General features: G+C 62.6%; 14 protein-coding genes. 5 read left to right on the top strand and 9 right to left on the bottom strand.

Translation table 11 applies throughout. The features are described from left to right. Positions 1-52 precede the first annotated feature (52 nt). Positions 53-1,285, bottom strand: coding sequence for an L-fucose:H+ symporter permease (fucP, locus tag GSQ73_RS00505; RefSeq protein WP_254063271.1), 1,233 nt, complete (start codon positions 1,283-1,285; stop codon positions 53-55). 98 nt (positions 1,286-1,383) lie between these two features. Further along, positions 1,384-2,436 carry a LacI family DNA-binding transcriptional regulator gene (locus tag GSQ73_RS00500; protein ID WP_158879801.1) on the bottom strand — a complete coding sequence of 351 codons (1,053 nt, stop codon included), beginning with the start codon at positions 2,434-2,436 and terminating at the stop codon, positions 1,384-1,386. 131 nt (positions 2,437-2,567) lie between these two features. On the opposite strand from GSQ73_RS00500, the gene GSQ73_RS00495 reads away from it, so the two are divergent. The 4 genes from GSQ73_RS00495 to GSQ73_RS00480 all read left to right on the top strand — a co-directional run bounded on the left by GSQ73_RS00495 (position 2,568) and on the right by GSQ73_RS00480 (position 8,983). After that, positions 2,568-4,904 (top strand): GH92 family glycosyl hydrolase, encoded by a 2,337-nt coding sequence (locus tag GSQ73_RS00495; RefSeq protein WP_256371878.1) that lies wholly within the window; start codon positions 2,568-2,570, stop codon positions 4,902-4,904. 179 nt (positions 4,905-5,083) lie between these two features. Then, complete coding sequence (locus GSQ73_RS00490; protein ID WP_158879798.1) at positions 5,084-6,862, top strand: ATP-binding protein; 1,779 nt, start codon at positions 5,084-5,086, stop codon at positions 6,860-6,862. A gap of 10 nt (positions 6,863-6,872) precedes the next feature. Then, the gene (locus tag GSQ73_RS00485) at positions 6,873-7,313 is read left to right on the top strand and encodes a response regulator (RefSeq protein ID WP_158879795.1); all 441 of its coding nucleotides are present in this window, start codon (positions 6,873-6,875) and stop codon (positions 7,311-7,313) included. Positions 7,314-7,444: 131 nt separating this feature from the next. Further along, entirely contained in the window at positions 7,445-8,983 is a 1,539-nt protein-coding gene (locus tag GSQ73_RS00480; protein ID WP_158879792.1) for a response regulator, read from the top strand. A gap of 21 nt (positions 8,984-9,004) precedes the next feature. On the opposite strand, the gene GSQ73_RS00475 is transcribed toward GSQ73_RS00480, so the two are convergent. The 7 genes from GSQ73_RS00475 to GSQ73_RS00445 form a co-directional block, all read right to left on the bottom strand. Beyond that, the gene (locus GSQ73_RS00475; RefSeq protein WP_158879789.1) at positions 9,005-10,408 is read right to left on the bottom strand and encodes a sigma-54 dependent transcriptional regulator; all 1,404 of its coding nucleotides are present in this window, start codon (positions 10,406-10,408) and stop codon (positions 9,005-9,007) included. A 112-nt stretch (positions 10,409-10,520) separates the two neighbouring features. Continuing rightward, positions 10,521-11,594, bottom strand: coding sequence for an alpha/beta hydrolase (locus tag GSQ73_RS00470; protein ID WP_158879786.1), 1,074 nt, complete (start codon positions 11,592-11,594; stop codon positions 10,521-10,523). A 44-nt stretch (positions 11,595-11,638) separates the two neighbouring features. After that, positions 11,639-13,897, bottom strand: a complete 2,259-nt coding sequence (locus GSQ73_RS00465) for a glycosyl hydrolase family 65 protein (RefSeq protein ID WP_158879784.1) — start codon at positions 13,895-13,897, stop codon at positions 11,639-11,641. After that, positions 13,894-15,723, bottom strand: a complete 1,830-nt coding sequence (locus tag GSQ73_RS00460; protein ID WP_158879781.1) for a tetratricopeptide repeat protein — start codon at positions 15,721-15,723, stop codon at positions 13,894-13,896. Before GSQ73_RS00460 ends, GSQ73_RS00465 begins: the two co-directional genes overlap by 4 nt. Positions 15,724-15,736: 13 nt before the next feature. Further along, complete coding sequence (locus GSQ73_RS00455; RefSeq protein ID WP_158879778.1) at positions 15,737-18,013, bottom strand: glycosyl hydrolase family 65 protein; 2,277 nt, start codon at positions 18,011-18,013, stop codon at positions 15,737-15,739. Between the two features lie 7 nt (positions 18,014-18,020). Further along, positions 18,021-19,484 (bottom strand): sulfatase, encoded by a 1,464-nt coding sequence (locus GSQ73_RS00450; protein WP_158879775.1) that lies wholly within the window; start codon positions 19,482-19,484, stop codon positions 18,021-18,023. Next, the gene (locus GSQ73_RS00445; RefSeq protein WP_158881623.1) at positions 19,481-20,722 is read right to left on the bottom strand and encodes an MFS transporter; all 1,242 of its coding nucleotides are present in this window, start codon (positions 20,720-20,722) and stop codon (positions 19,481-19,483) included. The genes GSQ73_RS00450 and GSQ73_RS00445 overlap by 4 nt, the downstream gene beginning before the upstream one ends. Before the next feature lie 371 nt (positions 20,723-21,093). Between GSQ73_RS00445 and GSQ73_RS00440 the strand changes: the two genes are divergently transcribed. Further along, on the top strand, positions 21,094-22,053 hold the full coding sequence (locus GSQ73_RS00440) for a LacI family DNA-binding transcriptional regulator (RefSeq protein WP_158879773.1): 960 nt from the start codon (positions 21,094-21,096) through the stop codon (positions 22,051-22,053). The last annotated feature ends 247 nt before the right edge of the window (positions 22,054-22,300 follow it).

Below are 22,300 nucleotides of genomic sequence, written 5' to 3'. Positions count from 1 at the left end.
TGTCCCGTAATTGAAAAGAGCGAGCGGCCAACGCCACTCGCTCTGCAAAGACTTATTCGACCGTACGGATTTTCGAGCCGCTGAGGCCGTAGAAAACGATGTACGCGTAGCAGAGCAGCGGCAGGAAAAACGCGTGCTGCAGACCGATGTGATCGGCAAACACGCCGACCAGCGGCGGGATGATTGCGCCGCCGACAATCGCCATGATCAACAGACTCGATGCCTTGCTGGTCATCGGTCCCAGCCGCTCGATGCCGAGTGCGAAGATGGTCGGGAACATGATCGAGTTGAACAGGCCGATGGCGATGATGCTGTACATCGCCACGTGCCCGGTGGTGAGCATGGTGGTGAGCACGAGCAGAACATTGATCGTGGCGAAAGCAGACAGCAGTTTTCGCGGTGACAACGCCGCCATGAGTGCCGAGCCGATGAAACGGCCCACCATTGCGCCGCCCCAGTAGAACGAGGTGTAGTAGGCCGCTTGCTGCTCACTCATGTGGCCGATATCCGGCATCGAGAGATAATTGACCATCACGCTGCCAATCGAGACTTCGGCGCCGACGTAGAAAAAAATTCCCAAGACGCCGAAAAGCACGTGCGGATGGCGAAGCACATCGATATAGCTGTGATGAGCAGTGTCGGCCTTGTCAGTTGCCTCGCGCAAGGCAGGCAAGCGAAAGAGCCATACGAATACCGCAAGCAGAAACAATACTGCCGCCAAGCCGATATACGGCCCTTGCACTGCATGTGCTTGCTGTACCTGATAGGTAATCTGATCGGCCGACGCGAGCTTGGCGATGTCGGCCGGAGTCTTCACCACGCTGGAAAGAATCAGCTTGCCGCCGTAGAGGAGTGCGAGCGTTGTGCCTAGCGAGTTCAGCGCCTGCGCGAGTGTGAGCCGGCTGGAGCTGGTTCGTTCCGGACCCAGCAGCGAGACATACGGATTGGCCGCTACCTGAAGCACAGTGATGCCGGTCGCCAGCACGAACAGCGCAGCGAGAAATGCGCCATAAAGATGCAGTGCGGCTGCAGGCCAGAAGCCGAGTGCGCCGACGCCGGCGATGGCCAGCCCTGCGACAACGCCATTCTTGTAACCCAGCACGGCGACAAGCTTGCCTGCTGGCAGGGCCATCAAAAAGTACGCGCCGAAGAAGGTGAATTGCACCAGCATCGCCTGCGCGTAATTGAGCTGGAACGTCGATTTCAGATGCGGAATCAGGACGTCGTTCAACGCCGTGAGCAAACCCCACATGAAGAAGACGGTGGTGAGCACACCCATCGCCATCGGGTGATCGGTGTAGCGCTCGCCCCCGGATGAGGTTGAACCCGAGGCGGGTGGTGGAGCGGCTGAGAAGGCCATGCGGAATCCCTGTCGTGTGGGTGTCAGCTTGAGAGCGGTGGGCAACTGCTGGCGCGAACTACCAGTTGCACCGGCGCCACGGTATGCGAAGCAAGGGCGAACGGGTCGCCCATGCGCTGCAGAATCATGCCAGCGGCCTGCCGTCCGCGCGCGCGCGGGTCGGTGGATAGCGTGGTGAGCGATGGCAGTGCGAGCGCGGCTTCGGCGATGTCGTCGAAGCCGGTAACGGCGAAGTTCTCGCCCGGTTGGTGACCGAGTTGGCGCAGGCCGAGCATCAGCCCGAGCGCCACCGCGTCGTTGTAGCAAACCGCGGCCGTCGGCCGATGGTTATCGTCGAACAATGCGGCGCAGCGATGCGCCGCTTCGGTGCGCGTCGGCACGCATTCGATCTGCAACGCGGTTGGTGTTTCCAGTCCGGCTGCCTGCATCGCTTCGACGTAGCCCGTGCGTCGTTGCCGGCAGGAACTCGAATCGGCATGACCGCCAAAAAACGCGATGCTACGATGGCCCAGCGCAATAAGATGCTCGGTGGCGAGGCGCCCGCCGTTCTGGTTATCCAGCGCGAGCAGATCCCAATGCGACAACTCGGGACGCCCGCCGACGGGTTCGCGGTTGAACAGCAGCAGCGGCGTATGCGTGCCGATGGCCGAAAGCACCTGTTCCGAATCGCTGCCTTCGGCCGGTGACAGGATGATGCCGCCGGGTCCGTGTTCGACCAGCGAGCTGAGCACCATCTGCTGTCGCTCGCTCGATTCGCCGGTACTGCCGAGCAGGGTGACGAAGCCCGAATTGCCCAGCGCCTCATCCACGCCCGCGGCGAATTCGGCGAAGAACGGATTGCCGATGTCGTTGATCACCAGCGCGATGCTCGACGAGGTGCGCCGGCGCAAATTGGCGGCGGCGCGGTTGTAGACGTAGCCCTGTTTGCGCAGCTCTTCCTCGATGCGTGCGCGGGTGTGCTTGTTCACCAGCGGGCTGCCGCGAAGAACCAGCGACACCGTCGCGCGCGACACGTCGCAGCTCGCGGCGATGTCGTTCAGGGTGATCTTTCGTCCGATTTGAGTGGTCTGTGGCATGCCGTCGCGGGAATTTGGAACGATCCAAAGGTAACCGATCACCGCCGTCGAAAGATCACGCAATGCAACATGCGCAGCCGGTTGGCCGATGGTAGCGTGTAAAGTTTGGAACGATCCAATTGAGGTGTGCCGTGCATTCCGTCCCATTTCTTCGACTGCTTGCGCTGACGCTGCTGGCGTCCGCTGCAACGCCGCAGGTTTCTTTCGCCGCCAGTCACGGGCGTGATCCGGCATCGGCCGTGGATCCCCGCATCGGCACCGGCGGCGACGGCCACACCTTTCCGGGTGCCACGGTTCCTTTCGGCATGATCCAGTTGTCGCCGGATACGGCGATGCCCGACTTCAAGCACGCCTACAAGTGGGCAGCCGGTTACCAGTACGGGGATTCGAGCATCCTGGGGTTCTCGCATACGCATTTCTCCGGTTCGGGTCATTCCGATCTTGGCGATGTGCTGGTGATGCCGATCGCCGGCGATGTGAAGCTGGAGCCAGGCGATGCGGCGAAGCCGGGTAGCGGCTATCGCGCGCGTTTTTCGCACGACACCGAAGTGGAACAGCCCGGTTACTACGCGGTGACACTGGCGGATGAAGGCATACGTGCCGAACTAACGGCCAGTCGGCGAATCGGTTGGCATCGCTATACGTTTCCGGTCGGCAAGCCGGCGCACCTGCTGCTGGATCTGCGCCCGAGCATCTACGACTACGACGGCAAGGTGCTGTGGTCCAGCCTGCGCGTGCATCCGGATGGCACGGTGACCGGCTGTCGCACCACGCGTGGCTGGGCGCCGGGACGCGAACTTTGCTTTGCCATGCGCTTCTCGCAACCGATGACGTCGCGCACGCTGTACAACCGCGAGGCGGCTCAACTCTACAAAGGCTTCAAGGGCCCGGGCGAACAGGCGCAGGACAACGATGCGCAGAACGGTCGCGCGCTGGTCGGCGTGTTCGACTTCGGCGCGCTGAAGCAGCCGCTGGAAGTGAAGGTGGCGATCTCGACGGTGAGCGAGGCCAACGCCAGCACGAATCTCGATCAGGACGGCAAGGGCTGGGATTTCAACGCGCAGCGAACGGCGGCGACCGCGGTCTGGAACAAGACACTTTCGGTCATCGATATCGATGCGCCGAACGACACGCGCACGAGTTTCTACACGTCGCTCTATCACGCGATGCTCTCGCCGACCTTGAGCATGGACGTCAACGGCGACTATCGCGGGCCGGATCATGCCGTGCATCACGCGAAAGGTTTCGAGTTCTATTCCACCTGGTCACTGTGGGACGTTTATCGCGCGCAGCAACCACTGATGGTTCTGCTGAATCCGCAGCGCAGCAGCAATTTCGTGCAGTCGCTGATCGCCGCGCAACAGGCCAGTCCGTTCGGCATCCTGCCGGTGTGGGCGTACCAGGGACTAGAGACGTGGTGCATGATCGGTTATCACGCGGTGCCGGTGATCGCCGATGCGTACATCAAGGGCGTGCGCGGATTCGATGTCGACGCGGCGATGAAGGCCATGGTGGCCAGCGCCACGTATGCGCCATACGGCGACATCGGCGACTACATGAAGCTCGGGTACGTGCCGATCGACAAGGAACCGGAAGCGGCATCGAAAACGGTCGAGTACGCCTTCGACGACTGGTCGCTCGCGCAGATGGCCAAGGCCATGGGCAAGACCGATATCGCCGCGACGTTCAACAAGCGCGCCGGCAACTGGCGCAATGCCTGGGATTCGAAAACCGGTTTCATGCGTGCGCGCAAGAGCGACGGCAGCTTCCGCGATCCGTTCAACCCCGAAGCGGCCGGTTACGGCAGCGACTACACCGAAGGCAACGCGTGGCAGTACTCATGGTACGTGCCGCAGGATGTCGCCGGGCTGGTGACGGCGTTGGGCGGCGATGCGAAATTCGTCGACAAGCTCGACCAGTTGTTCGATGCCAAGGTCGATCCGTCGCATTTCAAGAACGTCGAGGACATCACCGGGCTGATCGGCTGGTACGCGCACGGCAACGAACCGAGTCATCACATTGCCTATCTCTACGACTATGCCGGCGCGCCGTGGAAAACCCAGCAGCGGCTGAAGCAGATCATGGACAGCCAGTACGCGCCGCGCCCGGATGGGCTGGCCGGCAACGATGACCTTGGCCAGATGTCCGCGTGGTACGTATTCAGCGCGCTGGGTTTCTACCCGGTGACGCCAGCCAGCGACGAGTACGCCATTGGCCGTCCATTCGTGGCGCGCGCCACGATTCACTTGACCAACGGGCGCGACTTCACGGTCACCGCTTCACCGCTGGACGATGCGCATCCTTATGTCGGTTCGGTCACGCTCGATGGCAAGCCGCTGTCGCGGGTGTTCCTGCATCACGCGGAAATCCTTGCTGGCGGCAGCTTGCACTTCAACATGCAGGCGACGCCGAACAAGACCTGGGGTGCCAGCGACGATGCACGGCCCGCGGCGATGAGTCGTCACTAGCCAAAGTGCGGGCGAATGAAGCGTCGATCGGCGCATACGAATTCAGGTGAAAGATTTGTGAGCAAGGCAGGCTGAAAAAATCAGGTCGGCAGCGACGATTCCGACTGCTGGACGGCCTTTGAAAACCTGCCAGAATGCCCGGGGCAACTCACTCTGGGCACGCGGATGCAGCAAATTTCATGAAAGTCGATGGTGTCCTTCGATGGCGTACGGCCGGCTTGTTGCTGGCCGTGCTGGCCATCGTGATCTTTCCGTATTTCGTCACGCTCAACAGTTCGCGCGATACGCAACAAGCGGTCACGTGGGTCAACCACTCCACCACCGTCAAGGCGATCACCTACCAGATTGCCTTCGTCGTTCGCGACAGTGAATCGGCGGCGTATCGCATGCTCGCCGGTGACGGCACACCATCGACGCAGCAGCGTGCCGAGCGCACCAGCCAACAAGGCCCGGTGCTGCTGGAGCAGCTGAGAGCCAGCACGCGCGACAACCCCGATCAACAGTTGTTGATTGGTTCGCTGGAGGCGCGCATCAACGGCCGCATTGCGCTGATGAACCAGGCAACGAAGCGGATTGGCCAAGGCGACGTTGCCGGCGCACGACAGTCGCTGCGCGATGCCGGCGATCTGTTTGCAGTGGACGATTTGTTTTCCGCCATCGTGCACAACGAAGACGCACTGCTGCAGACGCGGCAGGTAACTGCGAACCAGCAGCAATTCAACGGCCGTCTCGCGTTGACACTTACCGCGCTTGCGCAGCTGGTGTTGCTCGCCATCATCGTGATCATTTCGGAACGGCAGATCAGCCGTCGCCAGGTCGCCGAATCGCGTGAGAACCAGGCGGTGCAGCGTTCGCAACAAATCCTGCAGGCGGTGCGCGAACCGATCGCCCTGTTCGATACCGAGTTGAAAAGCCTGGTGGTCAATGCCGCTTTCAGCGAGCTGTACGGCATCGATTCGGAAGCCACGCTACCGCTGGCGAAGATCGGCGACGGCGCGTGGGGCGACAGCGTGTTGCTGCAAAGGCTGCGCGACGTATTGCTGCGAGATCGCGAGCTTTGGGATTACGACACCATCCAGCGCACCGCCGATGGTACAGATCGACACGTGGTGATCAACGCTCGCCAGTTACAACAGCAGGATACCGGCGAGAAGGCGCTGCTGGTCACCATCAGCGATGTCACCGTGCGCGCGCTGGCCGAGCAGCAGGTGAGCGACCTCAATCGCCAGCTCGAAGGCAAGGTCGAGCAGATTTCCGACGTGAACCGCGAGCTTGAGGCTTTCAGTTATTCCGTGTCGCACGACCTGCGCGCGCCGTTGCGGCACGTCTCGGGTTTTGCGCGAAAACTCGAAACGCATCTCGCCGATCGCATGGACGACAAGGCCCGTCACTACATCGACGTGATGGCGAACTCCGCGCAGCGTATGGCGCAATTGATCGACGACCTGCTGGTGTTTTCGCGGCTGGGCCGTGGCGCACTGCGCCTGCAGGCCGTGGACATGCAATCGCTGGTGGACGAGGCGCGCGCGTTGTCCGAATCGGCCACGCCCGAACGACATATCGTGTGGACAGTGGCGCCGCTGCCCATGGTGATCGGCGACGAAAACATGCTGCGCACCGTGTGGCAGAACCTCGTCAGCAACGCGGTGAAGTACACCGGAAACACGCAGGCGCCGCGCATCGAGGTCAGCGTGCAGCAAGGCCGCCATGGCGATTACGAATTCACCGTGGCCGACAATGGTGCCGGCTTCGACATGCAATACGCGGACAAGTTGTTCGGGGTGTTCCAGCGCCTTCATCGCGCTTCGGAATTCCCCGGTAACGGTATCGGACTGGCCAATGTGCGGCGGATCATCGCGCGACATGGCGGACGGGTCTGGGCCGATGCCGAACCAGGGCAGGGAGCCCGTTTTCATTTTTCGCTTCCAGCCACCGACCTGGCCGGGACACGCACCTGAGTATCCGAGCATGAACAAGAAAGAGCTGCGTACGATCCTGCTGGTGGAAGACAGCATGGCCGATGCCGAGATGGCGATGGATGCACTGCAGGAAGCGCATCTGGCCAATCCGGTGATCCACGTCGAGGATGGCGTGGAATGCCTGGATTACCTGCACGCGCGTGGCGCGTGGGCCGAGCGCGAACCGGGCGACCCTGCAGTGGTGCTGCTGGACATCAAGATGCCGCGCATGAACGGGTTGGACGTGTTGACCCACATGCGTGCGGACGAAAGACTTCGGCGCATTCCGGTGGTGATTCTTTCGTCGTCGCGCGAGGAGAGCGACCTGGCGCGAAGCTGGGACCTTGGCGCCAACGCCTATGTGATCAAGCCGGTGGACGTCGACCAGTTCTTCGAAGCCGTTCGCACATTGGGACAATTCTGGGCAGTGCTCAACCAGGCGCCCGAGTAGGATGCGCGAGTAGGCTGGTCAAACGTTGCAAGGGGCGCGGGCCGGAGATCCGGTTCGCGGTAGGTGCGAAAGCACCGAAGCACACGAGAGAGTCGCAGGTAACAGTCATGCCAAGTCGGCAAAACCGACCGATGCCTTCCATTCGTATCCTGCAAGTCGAGGATAGCCAGCCCGATGCCGAGCTGGTGCTGGCCGAACTGGAAAACGACGGAATCGAATACGAGGTCGTGCTGGTCGACGACGAGCCGCGTTATCTGTCGGCACTGAGCGAATTCAAGCCGCACATCGTGCTGTCGGATTTGAGCCTGCCGGGTTTTTCCGGCGAGCGAGCGCTGGAGTTGTTGCGTCAGTACGACGAAGATCTTCCTTTCATCTTCGTGTCCGCCACGCTCGGTGAGGACGCGGCGATCGAGGCGTTGCGCAACGGCGCCACCGATTACATTCTCAAGCAGAATCCCGTGCGGCTGGCCAGCGCGGTGCGACGCGCACTGATGGAGGCCGAATCGCGTCGCGCGAATCGCCGCACCGAAGCCGAGCTCATCCGCGCGCAACGCTTCGAAAGTCTGGCCATGCTGGCCGGTGGCCTCAGTCACGATCTGCGCAACCTGCTGCAACCGCTGTTGCTGGCGGGCGACAGCCTGCAGGATTACCAGGACGACCCGCGCCTCGCACGCCTCGGCAAGCTCGTGCGCGATTGCGGCAAGCGCGGGCTGGACATGGTGCAGTCGATGTTGTCGTTCGCGCGTGGTGCGCGCCGCGCGGAGCAGGTTCGCCTCGGCGCGCTGTTCAGTGCGTTTGATCTGCTCATGCAGGGCAGCGTGCCGCGCTCGGTGGCGATGGAACTGGTGATCGACGATCCGGAGTTGTCGTTCGAAGGCAACCACACCGAATTGCAGCAGTGCCTGTTGAATCTGTGCCTCAACGCGATCCAGGCGATGCCCGACGGCGGACAACTGCGCGTCGAAACCGCACAGGCGCAGTTGCCGGTGGATTTCTTCATGGCCGAGGAACATCCGCGCCACGGTCGCTATCTGCGCATCAGCGTGATCGACAACGGCCCCGGCATGGATCACGACGTGCTGGAGCATCTGTTCGAACCGTTCTTCACCACCAAGGAAACCGGTACCGGCCTGGGTCTGCTTTCATGCAAGCGCATCGTGAGCAGCCATGGCGGCGTGATGCGTGTCGACAGCGGCGCCGGCCGCGGCACGCGATTCGACCTGTACATACCGCTGGAAGAACTCCTCATCGACGCCGAGCAGCTGGTAGACACCGACAGCCTGGAAGGCGAGGCCGAACGCGTGCTGGTAGTGGTGGAGGAAGCCGGCCAGCTATCGCTGCTCACCGACATGCTCGATGCCTACGGATACCAGGCGCATGCCAGCCAGAGCGGCACTGCGGCGTTGCAGTGGATCGGAGCGTGCGGCCTGCCCGATCTGGTCGTGCTCGACGCGGACATGAATCTGTTCACCGGCGTGCGCACGCTCGCTGCGTTGACCGAGCAAGGCTACGACGGCGCAGTGATTCTGCTGGCACGCCCCGGCGCGTCACCGGACCTGCAGGAGTTGCCGCCGTTGCGGCGGCTCTACGTGATCGACAAACCCGTGACCACGCAAGTCTTGCTGCGCACGTTGCGCAAGGCGTTGACGCCGGGCGATCAGAACGAATGATTCGTCAGCCCCTCAACAGCCTCAGTCGATGCCGAGCTTCTTCAGCTTGTAGCGCAAGGCGCGAAAGGTGATGCCGAGTTTGCGTGCGGCGGCGGTCTTGTTGTAACGCGATTCCTCGAGCGCTTTCACGATCGCGGTGCGTTCCAGGTTGCTGATGTAATCGTCGAGGCCACCATCGCCGTTGCCGCCAGCTGCTGCCTCGGATACAGCAGCGTGTTCCTGCGGCTGAGCGGCAGGCAAGGTGTCGCTTGATGCGCGCGCGGTGCGCTGCGGCAGCATCAGGTCGGTGGCGTCGATGACTTCACCGTCGCTCATCGCCATCGCGCGTTCGAGGATGTTTTCCAGCTCGCGCACGTTGCCGGGGAATTCGTAGGACTCCAGCGCCTGCTGCGCACCGGGCGACAGCTTGCCGACGGCTTCGCCGCTTTTTCCGGACAGCGCCTTGAGGATGAAGGCCGACAGCTGCGGCACGTCGCCGCGACGCTCACGCAATGGCGGCACGCGCAATTCGATCACGTTGATGCGATAGAACAGATCCTGGCGAAACTGACCTTGCTCGACGAGGTGGCCGAGGTTCTTGTGCGTAGCGGAAAGGATGCGCACGTCCACCGGAATCTCGTCGCGACCACCGATCGGGCGCACGGCTTTTTCCTGGATCGCGCGCAGCAGTTTCACCTGCATGTGCAGCGGCAGTTCGGCCACTTCGTCGAGAAACAGCGTGCCGCCCTGCGCCGCCTGAAAAAGACCTTCCTTGTCGCTGCTGGCGCCAGTGAAACTGCCTTTGCGATGGCCGAAGAATTCGCTTTCCATCAGCTCGGAGGGAATCGCGCCGCAGTTGACCGGAATGAACGGGCCGCTGGCGCGCGGGCCCTGCTCGTGGATCAGTCGCGCGACCAGTTCCTTGCCGACGCCCGATTCGCCGGCGATGTAGACCGGTGCCTGGTTGCGCGCGAGCTTGCCGATGGTGGCGCGTACCTGCTGCATGGCGGTGGAGTCGCCGATCAACCGATCGCTGGAGCCTGCCGCCTTTGCTGCGCCGCCACCGTTGCGCTTCTCGTCCGCTAGACGCAGCGCGGTGCGCACGAGTCCGCGCAGCATCTGGATGTCGACCGGCTTGGAGACGAAGTCGAACGCGCCGGCTTTCAACGCGTTCACCGCCGCGTCGACATTGCCGTAGGCGGTAATCATCGCCACCGGGGTGTCCGGACTGGTTTCGGAAATCAGTTCGATGATTTCCTGGCCGTTGCCGTCGGGCAGGCGCATGTCGGTGAAGCAGAGATCGTAAGTGCGTTCGGAAAGTGCGCGACGCGCATCGGCGACGGTGCCGACGGCGTCGACTTGCAGATCCATCCGACCCAAGGTGATGGTCAGCAGTTCTCGAATATCGCGTTCGTCATCGATGACCAAAACGGTCTGAAGGCTCATGGCACGCCGCACGGTAATGGACAGACCAAAGAATACCCGTCGCCACGCCAGCCGGCAAAGGCCGCGACGGCCACGGCGGCCGGTAAATGCGATCGCCGTCGTGAGCGCGTGGTCAATGTCCGAGCTTGCGGTCGAAGAATCCGACCATCACCGCATAGGCCTGGCGCGACTCCGGCATCTCCGGGTCGGAGAAGAACGAATGCCACATGCCGTCCCAGACATGCAGTTCGGCATCCACGCCGGCGTCGGTCAACAGCGCTTGACTGTGCACCACGGCACTCATGGTGAAGTCGCGCGTGCCGGTGATCAGCAGGGTCGGCGGAAATTTCGCCAGCAGCGCCGGCGACTGCGCCGGAAACACCATCGGGTCGTTGGCCTGCGCGCCCTTGAAGTAGGGCAGGTCGGTCAGCTGCATCGGCCGGGCCGGCGGCGGATCGCCGCTGAGCACGCCGGAGATATAGGTCGAATCGCCTTCCATCGTGGTGATGGAGCCGCAGAACGTGCCGATGGCGCCGGGCGTCGGCAACTTGTGCGCGATGATGCGCGCGGTTGCTTCGGCGGTGAGCACGCCGCCGGCGGAGCAACCGTAGATGCCGATGTTCTTCGCCGGATAACTCTTGAGCAGCGCGCGATACACCGATTCGACATCCTCGCTGGCCGCGGGGAAAACGTGATCGGGTCCCTGTCGGTAATCCACCGTGACGACCTTGATCCGACCCAGGTTCGCCAGCGGGATCGCCTCGACCAGCCCGCCGCTGTGCGCGCCCCAGAGGAAGGCGCCGCCGTGCAGATTGATCAGCACACGATGCTGCTGTCGCGCGGCGATCCCCTGCGCCGGCTCGACCACATCGGTGGGCACGCCACCGATGGTCTGCGCGTGAATCTTCACCGGATACAGCTTCTGCATCCGTTGCGCGCGATCGGTGTTGATCTTGTCGTAATAGGTGCGGCTCGCATCGATCGATGCGGGGCCGGGCGCGTGTCGGCCCTGTTCCAGCATGATCTGGAACTGCTTGCGGGCTTCGGGCGACGCGAACGTCGAATACGGCACCGCGTACGAAGGCAAGGTAAGCGTGCCTTGGGCATCCACGGCGGGATGCCCCGCCTGCGCAAACACCTGCGCACTGGCGAGCGCCGTGCAGAGCAGGGCGCTGCGAAGAATCCGTCGAACATGTCGTGTGTGCATGAAGCGTTCCTCGATGGTCGATGTCGTGAGCGATGTGTTCGTGTTCAAAGCGCCTTGCGCGTCAGCTGCACCTTGCCGGCTGCGTCGCGTTGGACGGTGATGTCGTAAAGCTTGCCGCGCCAGGTGACGCGTTTGAGCGTCAGCGATTTCCAGCCTGACGGCAGCACCGGTGCATACGCTTGAGTCAATCCGTCCGGCTGGATGCGAAGGCCGGAAAAACCGTAGACGATGTTCTGCATCAGCCCCGCTGAAGCGGTGAGGAAATAGCCGGTGTTGTTGTTGGCGGTTTCGGTGCGCACGTCGAACGGCGGCTTGATCACGTTGGCGGTGATGTTGCGATCGAACCAAGCACTGGCGCCGGCGGCATCGCCGAGTGTGGCGGCGGCGATCGACATCGGCGCCAGGCCCATGCTGTTGGGATCGTGGTGCGAACGCGCGATGGGGCTCACCGCGTAATCGAAATCGCGGCGGCGCAGCCCGGCGTCCATCGGGAAATCCAGCGATGGATACGACAGCATCGGGAGCGAACTGCCGCCCCACGAATCGATGTCGTGCGGCACGCTTTCGTCGAAGTCGAGGTGATGCGAGTCGGCGGCGGAAAACGGCACGTGCATCTTCTTCGCCACCTCCGTCCAGTGCGGGTCGGCGTGTTCGCCGACGATGCCCGCAGCCGCAGTGGCGATCTCCAGCGCGCGTACGGCAGAGACATTCGTGAAGGTGTCGTTCGGCACGTCGTTATAGTCCTCGTCGACCGACGTGACGTGCAGGATGTCGTAGCGTTTCTGCGCGACGTTCCACGTCGCACGGCTTGCCCAGAACTCGGCGACATTGCGAATCACCGGCCAGCCGTATTGCTTCAGCCAGGCCTTGTCGCCGCTGGCGAGGTAGTACTGCCACTGCGCAATGGCGATGTCGGCGTTGACGTGGATCTCGCGCTCGCCCAGCACATAGGCGAAGTGCGGCGTCTGTTCGGTGCCATTCTGCGGATCGGCTTCCCACGGATACATCGCCCCTTGCAGATGTCGTTCGCTTGCGCGCTGTTGTGCGGCGGGCAAAGTACGCGAGCGGAACATCACCAGCGATTTCGCGCGTTGCGGATGCAGCAGCAACAGCGCGGGAAACACCCAAGAATCGCTGTCCCAGAACGCGTGGCCGAGATAACCCGGCGTCATCGCGCAGGCACCGATCGGCCATGCCGTGTCGCGTGTGGAATTGGAAAGCAGGTAGTAAAGATCTGCGTGGACGATCTGCTGGGCCTTGGCGTCGCCATCGATCCGGACGTCCGTTTGCCACAGCGTGTGCCACGCGTCCTTGTGTGCATCGAGCAGGGATTCGAAACCTTTTTCACGCGCGGCTTTTGCCAGCGCCATGTCGGCATCCGCGTCACCGCCCCAACTTTCGCGCGACGCAGCGACATACTTGGTGAAGGTGTAAGTAACGCCCTTGCGCACGGATACGCGCAGGTTCAACGCGAGTCGATAGTCACTTTTGTAGAACGTCGCCTCGCGTGGCTTGAGTCCGGCAGGCAGTTCGATCGCCGCCGCTTCGGCCATGCGCAGTCCCTGTTCGGCACGGCCATCGAGCGACAGCGTCATGTCCTGCGTGTCGCCGTCGCTGTGCAGCACGTGCGTATCGCCGTGATACCAGAGTGGCGCGCGATCCGCGGTGGCTGGCGGAATCGCCTGCAGTTTCATGTTGCGCGAGGCGACCTGTTCCTGCATCTGCTCGCCGGTGATCTTGCCGAGCGCAAAACGCGGTTCGTACGGCGCCCAGGTATTTAACGCGAACGACAGTTCGACCTCGCCGTCGAATTCCGGGGTGAACGACACGCGCGTCGCGGCGAGATGCGGCGATGCCTGGCTGACCAGCGTGGTCACTTCCACGCGCGTCGCCTTGCCGTGATCGAGGTAGCGATAGTGCGTGGTCAATGTCGCGTCGTGCAGGTCGAGCGTCTGCGAATACTCCTGGAATACGGCGGGCGACAGATCGACCTGGTTCATCCAGAAATGCCCGGCGGAGGAATTGCCGGTGCTGTAGTCGACCTCGGTCCAACCCGGGATCGCGGCGGGACGTGAGGCATCGTCTTTCGCGTAATCCATGAAGGCGACCATGTACGCGAGGTTGCCTTCGGTGCCGCGCGGCGCGGTCATCGTCGAGAAGTAGCCGTTGGCGAGCTGGCCGGGAAAATAGTTGGCGAAATCCTTCGCGGTGGCGGTCAGGCTGAAACTTGGATCCGGAGTTTCGGCGAAGGCCGACGTGGTGAGCAAGGCCATCAACGTCAACAGCAAGGCGCGTGATTTCATGTGTGTTCCGTGGAAGAGTCGGGCAGCACGTCGAAGGCGACCGTCAGCCGCGTCTGCTCGCTGTTGAACGGCACGGTGCCGTGCCAGAAATAAGATGGGAACAGCACCAGCATCCCCGGCTGCGGACGCACGACATGCTCGGCGTGCAGTGGTGGCGTGGTCACGATGCCCGGTTCGGCGAAAGCGAGGCAGCCTTCGTTGTTCGACGCGTGATTCATATTGTCGGGCAGGTCGACGTAGAACGCCGACGATATCCATCCGCGCGGATGCACGTGGTTGTTGTGATAACCCGACGAACGCAGGCGCACCGACCAGCTGCCGTTGAAGCGATAGTTGCCGCGATTGCGACGCCGCAACGGATCGTTGCCGTGACCGATGCGCGCGAGGTATTCGCGAATCGGCTCGTCGAATGCTTTGAACAAGGCCTGGATCACCGGGTCTGCGCTGCGCGTGAGGTCCTCGGTCGTTTCGGTACCGTGACGCAGCGACTGGAACAGCAACGGATGGCCGGTCGGGTTGTGCAGCCGTTCGAGACTTTGTTTCAGGTCGGCAAGAAAACCCGGCAGATTCGACCACGACGAAGGCACAGGCAAGGTTTGCGGCACGGCCAGCGCCGCGTAATCGCAGTAAGCGAGGTAACGCTCATCGCCGAGCATTCGCCATGCCGTAGTCTGCAGCGCGACGAGGTATTGATCGTCGGGCGTGTTTGCAAGCAATGCCTCGCAATGTCGCAGTGCGTTCTGCGCATCGCCGACACCGAGCTGCGCGGCGACCAGCAGGTTTCGTGCAGCCTGGTGATTCGGCGATGCATGCAGCGCGCGCTCGGCAAGTGTCAGCGCCGCAGCGGGATCGACATCCAGCGCGGCAAGTCCTGCACGCACGAGAAGCGCCGGCGACGCCTGCGTGCGTGCAACTTGTTCAGCCAGGCAGGCGTATGCGCCGCGTGCATCGCCCGCACCCTGAAGAATCGCGGCCTTGGCCGCGCGCAGTGCGTCGTCGCCAGGAAATGATTGCAGGGCACGATCGAGCACTTCGGTGGTTTCCCGGGTGTCACCGGTGCGCATCCAGATCAGTCGCGCGAGATGGCTATGCGCATCGGCCAGCCGCGGATCGATTTGCAAACAGTCACGAAGGTCTTGCTCGGCGCGATCGAAGTTGCCGAGTGCAACCAGGCTGCGTGCGCGAGTGAAATAGACGGCTGCCGTGCGATAGCCGCATGCCAGCACATATCCCATGGTTCCCTCGGCCTCCGCATGTTCATTGGCTGCGGCGAGTGCGAGAGCCAGCGCATACGCGGCTTCATGACTGCCAGACATGGTATCGGCCATCTCTCGATAGACGTCGAGGGCTTCCTGCGCGCGGCCCAGCGCCGCGAGCGCGGCCACGTGTTGCGCGACGAGTTCGGCGTCGACTTGTCCTGCGTTGCACAGCGGCGCGACGAGTGCGAGCGCATCGGTCGGCCGCTGCGTGTCGTTGTAGTGGCGCGCGAGCGCGAGCGCAGCTTGAGGCATGCGTTGCGCGGCACGACGCAGCAACGGTTCGGCATCGTCGCCGCGGCCGCGACCAAGCAGCAGCTCGCCCAGCGTCGAGAGTGTGGGTGCCCAGTTCGGATCGATCGCGAACGCTTTTCGCAACAATACTTCTGCCGCGTCCACATCACCGAGCGCCTGCTTGGTGCCGGCAAGCAGGCGCAACGCTTCGACGTAGTCGGGATGTTCCATCACCAGGATTTCAAGCCGATGGTGCGCGGCTGCGTAGTCACCCGACTGCAGCAACGCGCCAACCTGCCGCATGGCATCGAGAAGCGCAGGCGGCAAGCTGGACATCGCGTTCATTTCGTCAAAGTGCCTTGCGGCTCAGCGTCGCCTTGCCGGTTGCATCGCGGTCGATCGAGATGTCGTACTGCTTGCCGCGGAAATGCACGCGCTTGAGCGTGAGCGATTTCCAGCCCGGCGGCAGCACCGGCGCATACGTCTGCGCGAGGCCGTCGTCCTGCACGCGCAAACCGGTGAGTCCGTAAACGATGCTCTGCACGAAACCCGCCGAGGTCGCCAGGATGTAGCCGGCGTTGTTGTACGCAGTTTCACTGCGCACGTTGTACGGCGCCTTGAGAAAGCCGACCAGGTTGCGCTGCATCCACTCGCCAGCGGTCTTGCCATCGCCCACTTCCGCCGCGGCGGTGGCGAGCATCACCATCATCATCTCGTTCGGGTCGTTGCCGTGCACTTTCAGTTCGTCGAGCTGAAAGGCGAAATCGTTTTTCCGGATTTCAGCCGTCATCGGCAGGTCGAGGTTCGGATACATCAGCCACGCGAGCGACGAGCCCATCCAGGTGATCTTGTCGTGCGGCACGCTGGCGTCGAAGTCGAGATGGCGCTGCGCTTTCTCGTCGAACGGGACATACATCTTCTTCGAGATATCGGCCCATTTCGGATCGGGTCGTTCGCCGACTTTGATCGCTGCTGCGGTCGCGATGTCCAGCGCCTTGCGTGCGGCCGCGTTGGTGAACGAGTCGTTCGGCACGTCGTCGTAGGCTTCGTCGGGCGAAGTGACGTGCAGGATTTCGTAGCGATCGTGTGCCTTGTCATAGGTGACCCGGCTGACCCAGAACTGCGCGATCTCGCGGATCACCGGCCAGCCACTCTGCTTCAGCCATGCATCGTCGCCGCTGGCGAGGTAGTACTGCCATTGCGCGATGGCGATGTCGGCGTTGACGTGGATCTCGCGGAAGACCCCATAGGCGAAATGCGGCGTGTGATCGACACCCGTTTCCGGATCGGCTTCCCACGGAAACATGGTGCCCTTCGCGCCGTACTGGATCGCGCGATCGCGCGCCGGCTGCATGGTGCGATCGCGGAACATCACGATCGGCTTGGCGCGCTCCGGGTGCAGCAGCAGCAAGGCCGGGAACACCCATGAATCGGAATCCCAGAACGCATGCCCGGCATAGTTCGGCGTGAGCGCGCACGCGCCCATCGGCCATGCCGTGCCGGTGGTCGAGTTGGACAGCAGATAGTAGAGGTCCGAATGCACGGCCTGCTGCACGTTCGGATCGCCATCGATCACGATGTCCGATTTCCACAACTCATGCCACGCGTCCTTGTGCGCCGCGAGCAGTTTGTCGAAGCCGGTGCTGCGCGCGGCCGTCGCCAGCTTCGCGGTGGCAAGGGCATCGCCGCCCCAGTTTTCGCGGGACATCGCGACGTATTTGGTGAAGGTGTAGGTCTGTCCGCGTTGCACCGGAATCTTCAGGTTGATCGCGAGCTGATACGTGCTCTTGTCGACGACAACATCGCCGGGCTGCACATTTTTTGGCAGTTCGATCGCTGCGGCCTCGGCCATGCGCAAGCCTTGTTCGGCCTTGCCGTCGAGCCACAAAGTCAGCTCTTTCGCGTTGCCATCGTTGTTGGAAACGTGCGTATCGCCGTGATACCAGACCGGCGCGCGATCGGCGGTGCGATAGTTGACCGGTTCGGTGACCGACATGTTGTTGGCGGCGACCGCGGCGAGCATCTCGTCGCCGGTCATCTTGCCGATCGGGAAGCGCGGCTGATGTGGCGCCCAGATGTTCAACGGAAACGACAACTGCACGGTGCCGTCGAATTCCGGCGTGATCGCGATGCGTGTCGCCGCGATGTGCGTGTCGGCCTGGCTGACGAAGGTGGTGATCGCGATGCGCGTGGATTTCTTGCTGTCGTCGGTATAGCGGTAGCTCGTGGTGAGCGTGCCGTCGTGCATGTTCAGCGCTTGGTGATAGTCGCCGAAGGCCTTGTCGCTGAGCAGGGTGCGATTGAGCCAGAACTCGCCGACGGTCGATTTGCCGGTGCTGTAGTCGATGCCGCTCCAACCCGGGATCGCGGCCGGCCGCGCAATATCGTCCTTGGCGTAATCCATGAACGCGACCATGTAAGCAAGGTTGCCTTCGGTACCGCGTTCCGAGGTCATCGTCGAGAAATAGCCGTTGGCCAGATAGCTCGGGAAGTAGTTGCCGAAGTTCTTCGACGTGGCGCGGAGCACGAAGCTCGGATCGGTGTCTGTGGCATGGATGCTGACGGCCGCAGTCAGCGTCAAGGTCAAGGCGATGCTGCGGAACAAATGGCGGAGCAGTGGATTCATCGTGTTCTCAATGTGCGGGGCCGAACGGATCAGTGACGCCGGCCATCCAGGGGTCGTGCGTAGCGGTGCGCCACGCAGCCAGTTGCTGCCGAAGGCCTGCGAGTGCTGCCGCATGCGCGACATCCCCAGCCAGATTGTTCACTTCGTCGGGATCGTTGGCGAGGTCGTATAGCTCTTCTTCCGGGCGATGGTGAAACGCATCAAGGGAGCGCTTGCCAAGCCGCGCGCCCGAGGTTGAGTTGATGGCTTTCCAGCTGGGCGACAGCGCCACGTCGCTGGCGATCGGCACGCTGAGCGCAGGCTCAAGATTGTGGAAGTAGCTGTATTGCCGCGTACGTAGCGAGCGGATCGGATAGTACTGATTGATCTCGTGGAACGAGTGCGTGGCAAAGATGCGATCCCAGCCTGCCGGATCGGGCGTTTCCAGAATGGGCAGCAACGAGCGCCCGGGCAGCGGCAGATAGTGATAGTCGGCGGGCGGATGTGCTCCGGCCCAGTCGAGGATGGTGGGCGTGATATCGATCCAGCTGACCATCGCGCGGCAGCGGACGTCGCCCTTGCGACCCGGCGCACGCACGATCAACGGCAGGTGGATGCCTTCGTAGTAGAGGTTGTCCTTGGCGCCGGGGAACGGCCGGCCGTTGTCGCTCAGATAGATGACCAGCGTGTCCTCAGCGTGGCCCGATGCTTCCAGCTCGCGAAGCAAGATACCGACACCGCTGTCCAGCCGGCTTACCGCTTCGTAGTACTGCGCCAGGTCGGCGCGCACCTCGGGCAGATCGGGCAGGTGCGACGGGATGGCAACGTCGGATGGTGCATAACGTTCACGCCTGACTTCGGGCCAGTCGCGCGTGTTGCCGAATTGCGATGCATCCCCGGCGCGGTGCGGATCGCTGTAGCCGACAGTGAGAAAGAACGGCTTGCTGCCCTGCGCGCGCATCCACTCGCCGGCGGCGTGACCCATGGCGGCGACGTTGCGGTTTCCGGCCTGCTCGGGCAGCAACCAGGCGTCGTATGCCAGCAAGGCTTCCGGCTTCACGTGCAGCTTGCCGACGATCGCGGTGGCGTAGCCGGCCTGTTTGAGCATCCACGGCAGCGTTTTGACGTTGTCGAGCAGCGAGAAGTTGTGCACGTCGTGACTGAGGCCGTACATGCCATTGGTGTGCGAATACAGCCCGGTGTACAGCGTGGCGCGACTGGAGCTGCAAGACGAAACCGCAGCGTAGGCATCGGTGAACAGGCTGCCTTCGCGTGACAGCTGGTCGAGTGCAGGCGTCTTCACTTTTCCGTTGCAGCAGCTCAGGTCATAGCCCTGGTCGTCGGCAACGATCAACAGCACATTCCGTGCGGACGTCGTGGAACGGATGGGTTTCTTTTCGGTGGCGGACGCGGCGGAAGGCAGTTCCGCAGCCAGTGCGGCGCCGGCGGTCGCGACGCTGGCAGCGAGGAATTGCCGTCGCGTGAGGCTCATGTGCACTGCATCTGTGCGAGCACTGCAACGCGGTCTGTCTCCCGCTTGAAGAAGAACAGCGTGATCAGCACCAGCGTCATCGGCACCAGCGAAAAATAGAACGCGTTGATGCCGTCGAAACTGGCAAAGACACGCGCAGTGATATACGAACCCAGCGTGCCGCCGAGCGCGGAGAACACCACGATCAAGCCGGTCATCGCGGCGTGCATCGGCTTGGGCAGCGAACTCAGCGCCACCGAATTGATCACCGGATAGATCGGAGCCATCAGCAATCCGAGTAGCGGAATCAGGTAAGCCGCGATCGGCGCGTTGAACCAGCCGACATCGCTGCGTTCCACCACATGACGCGCCAGCGGCAACACCAGGATCACCAGCGTCGCCATGCCGACCACGCAGATATTCAGCAGTACATACCAGCGCACGCGCTTGAGCACGAAGCCGGCGCCGATGCGGCCAATCGCCGTCATGCCGGCAAGAATTCCCGCGAACTGGATGCTCATGGCGTTGGGCAGCTTGAGGATTTCGTTGTTGAACGTGGGCAGCCACGTGCCGAAGCTCTGTTCGATCAGCACGTAGAGAAAGGCCGAAGCGAGGAACACATACACCAGCGGGCGAACGAACAGCCGCAGCATCTCCATGATCGAATCGCTGAAGGAGTTGTTGTGACCGTGCGAGTGCGCGGCGCTTTCGTCCAGCTTGCTCGTCGCCAGCAGTGCGATGACCACGGCGCACATGCCGGCCAGCAGCCAGTACACGTTGAACCACACCGGGTTGCCCGGGTGCGCGCGGTCGACGTACGCACTGAAGATCCAGTTGCCGGCGAGCACGCCGACCATGAACAGCCCTTCGATGGTATTGGTGAGACGCGAATGCGCTGTCTTGTCCGCGGTGAGCAGGCCGATCGACGAATACACGCCGACTTTTGCCATCGCGAAGGAGATGCCCACACAGGCAAACAGGATGCGTGTGGTGAGAAAACTGGGGTAGAGCGGCATCAGCACGCAGGCGCTGCCGACGATGGCCAACGCAAGCATCATTGAGCGCCGATAGCCCATCAGCGGGATGAAAGAGGCTACCAGGAAGGAGGTACAGGCGATCGACAGGTCCTTGTAGCGCTCCAGCGAACTGGCCTCAGGCTTGTCGATGCCGAAGGAGAAGATCGACTGCAGGATCACGGTGCCGACGCTGTTGAGCAGGATGGCAAAGACCATGTAGATCAGCGCAAGCGCGACAATCATGCGGATTCTGTTCACGCTCACCTTCTTGCAGCCCAGCGGGCTGGCGGGACAACAGAGGTCGGGACGCCGGCTCAGTTGCCCCTGGTGCGAGCCGCGCGAACGGGAGTGTGCCACAGATGGTATCGATATCAAACGATGCTTGCGATACCATCCGGAAAGCATCTGTCGGCGTGAATCGCTGACGCAGATGCACCGGCAAGTGGCGTGCTTTGCCTAAATGCATGCCGGGTATTCAGCGTTGCTTGCGCGTCTTTTTTGCGCGGTTGCAATCCACCGGGGAGCAAACCTGAAGTGCCTCGTATTGAGCGGAGGATGGGGAATTGAGCCGACCGGGAAAGAAACGTGGCGCTTTGCAGTCATCGGGCCTGACCATGGCGGATCTGGCCGAGCTGGCGGGATTGTCGAAAATCACCGTTTCGCGGGCGCTGAGCGATAGCCCGCTCGTCAATCCGGAAACACGCGAACGCATCAACCAGCTGGCCCGCGAGCATGGCTACAAACTCAATATCAGCGCGCGCAACCTGCGGCTTCGGCGCAGCCACACCGTGGCGGTGATCGTGGAGATGAAGCCGTCCACGGATCGCACGATGTTCGATCCCTACCCTCTCGGGCTGCTCGGCGGCATCTCGCAGGAACTGACCGCCGCCGGATACAGCGTGCTGCTGACCACCCGACAAGGCGCGGCAGCCGCGGCAGTGCAGGCAGCCGATGGACTGATCCTGCTGGGTCAGGGCGTGCGGCAGGACGCCGTGCACCGGTTCGACAAGCTGGGCGTGCCGATGGTTGTGTGGGGCGCCGAGCTGGAAGGCGATTCCCATTGCATCGTCGGCAGCGACAACCGCCTCGGCGGGGCGATGGTGGCCGATCATTTTTACAGGCTGGGCCGCCGCCATCCGGTGTTTATCGGCAATCCAAGCCACCCGGAAATCTATGACCGCCTGAACGGCTTCGTCGATGCGCTGGGCGTGCATGGGATCAAGCCGTTGTTGATGCGGCGGGACGAATTCACGGTCGATTCCGGCGTCGATGCGGTGCATTCGCTGTTTGCGCGCAAGGTGGATTTCGACGCGATCTTCGCCTGCAGCGACCTGCTTGCGATGGGCGCCATCCGCGGTATTCGCGAGATGGGCCGCTCCGTTCCAGATGACATATCGGTCGTCGGCTACGACGACATGCCGCTGGGCGCCAGCTTTCTGCCGCCGCTCAGTTCGGTACGTCAGGACTGGCAAGAGGGCGGCGTTCTGCTGGCGCGCAAGGTGCTGGCGTTGATCCGCGGCGAGTCCGCACAGTCCGAAACGCTCCCCGTGACCCTGGTGGTTCGTTCCACCTGAAACTTGCGTTGACCCGGCGAGCAGGCTGAGCGCTCGGAGTGAGCAAATCACCTGTCACGGCATGATATCGGTATCTTGATATCGATATCATTTGGCTGTTACATTCCGCCGAACCGGCCAGGCCGGACCAAGGGATGCGCGCCACACGATGAACGCGCAGTACGAAGATTCAGATGGGGAAGTCGGTGTCGCAGCGGGAAACCAGTGTGTGGGGTGACATGTCACTGTGGGTGGCGAATGCATGGCG

Source organism: Rhodanobacter sp. L36, from assembly GCF_009765755.1.
Taxonomy (GTDB): Bacteria; Pseudomonadota; Gammaproteobacteria; order Xanthomonadales; family Rhodanobacteraceae; genus Rhodanobacter.
Note: the sequence above shows the minus strand (reverse complement) of the source record. Positions and strands in the feature narration are given on the sequence as shown.

What these genes read in the sequence shown, in the direction of transcription:
- fucP (WP_254063271.1), bottom strand. Translation starts at nt 1,285, where the DNA reads ATGGCGATGGGTGTGCTCACCACCGTCTTCTTCATGTGGGGTTTGCTC.
- GSQ73_RS00500 (WP_158879801.1), bottom strand. Translation starts at nt 2,436, where the DNA reads ATGCCACAGACCACTCAAATCGGACGAAAGATCACCCTGAACGACATC.
- GSQ73_RS00490 (WP_158879798.1), top strand. Translation starts at nt 5,084, where the DNA reads ATGAAAGTCGATGGTGTCCTTCGATGGCGTACGGCCGGCTTGTTGCTG.
- GSQ73_RS00485 (WP_158879795.1), top strand. Translation starts at nt 6,873, where the DNA reads ATGAACAAGAAAGAGCTGCGTACGATCCTGCTGGTGGAAGACAGCATG.
- GSQ73_RS00480 (WP_158879792.1), top strand. Translation starts at nt 7,445, where the DNA reads ATGCCTTCCATTCGTATCCTGCAAGTCGAGGATAGCCAGCCCGATGCC.
- GSQ73_RS00475 (WP_158879789.1), bottom strand. Translation starts at nt 10,408, where the DNA reads ATGAGCCTTCAGACCGTTTTGGTCATCGATGACGAACGCGATATTCGA.
- GSQ73_RS00470 (WP_158879786.1), bottom strand. Translation starts at nt 11,594, where the DNA reads ATGCACACACGACATGTTCGACGGATTCTTCGCAGCGCCCTGCTCTGC.
- GSQ73_RS00465 (WP_158879784.1), bottom strand. Translation starts at nt 13,897, where the DNA reads ATGAAATCACGCGCCTTGCTGTTGACGTTGATGGCCTTGCTCACCACG.
- GSQ73_RS00460 (WP_158879781.1), bottom strand. Translation starts at nt 15,723, where the DNA reads ATGTCCAGCTTGCCGCCTGCGCTTCTCGATGCCATGCGGCAGGTTGGC.
- GSQ73_RS00455 (WP_158879778.1), bottom strand. Translation starts at nt 18,013, where the DNA reads ATGAATCCACTGCTCCGCCATTTGTTCCGCAGCATCGCCTTGACCTTG.
- GSQ73_RS00450 (WP_158879775.1), bottom strand. Translation starts at nt 19,484, where the DNA reads ATGAGCCTCACGCGACGGCAATTCCTCGCTGCCAGCGTCGCGACCGCC.
- GSQ73_RS00445 (WP_158881623.1), bottom strand. Translation starts at nt 20,722, where the DNA reads ATGATTGTCGCGCTTGCGCTGATCTACATGGTCTTTGCCATCCTGCTC.
- GSQ73_RS00440 (WP_158879773.1), top strand. Translation starts at nt 21,094, where the DNA reads ATGGCGGATCTGGCCGAGCTGGCGGGATTGTCGAAAATCACCGTTTCG.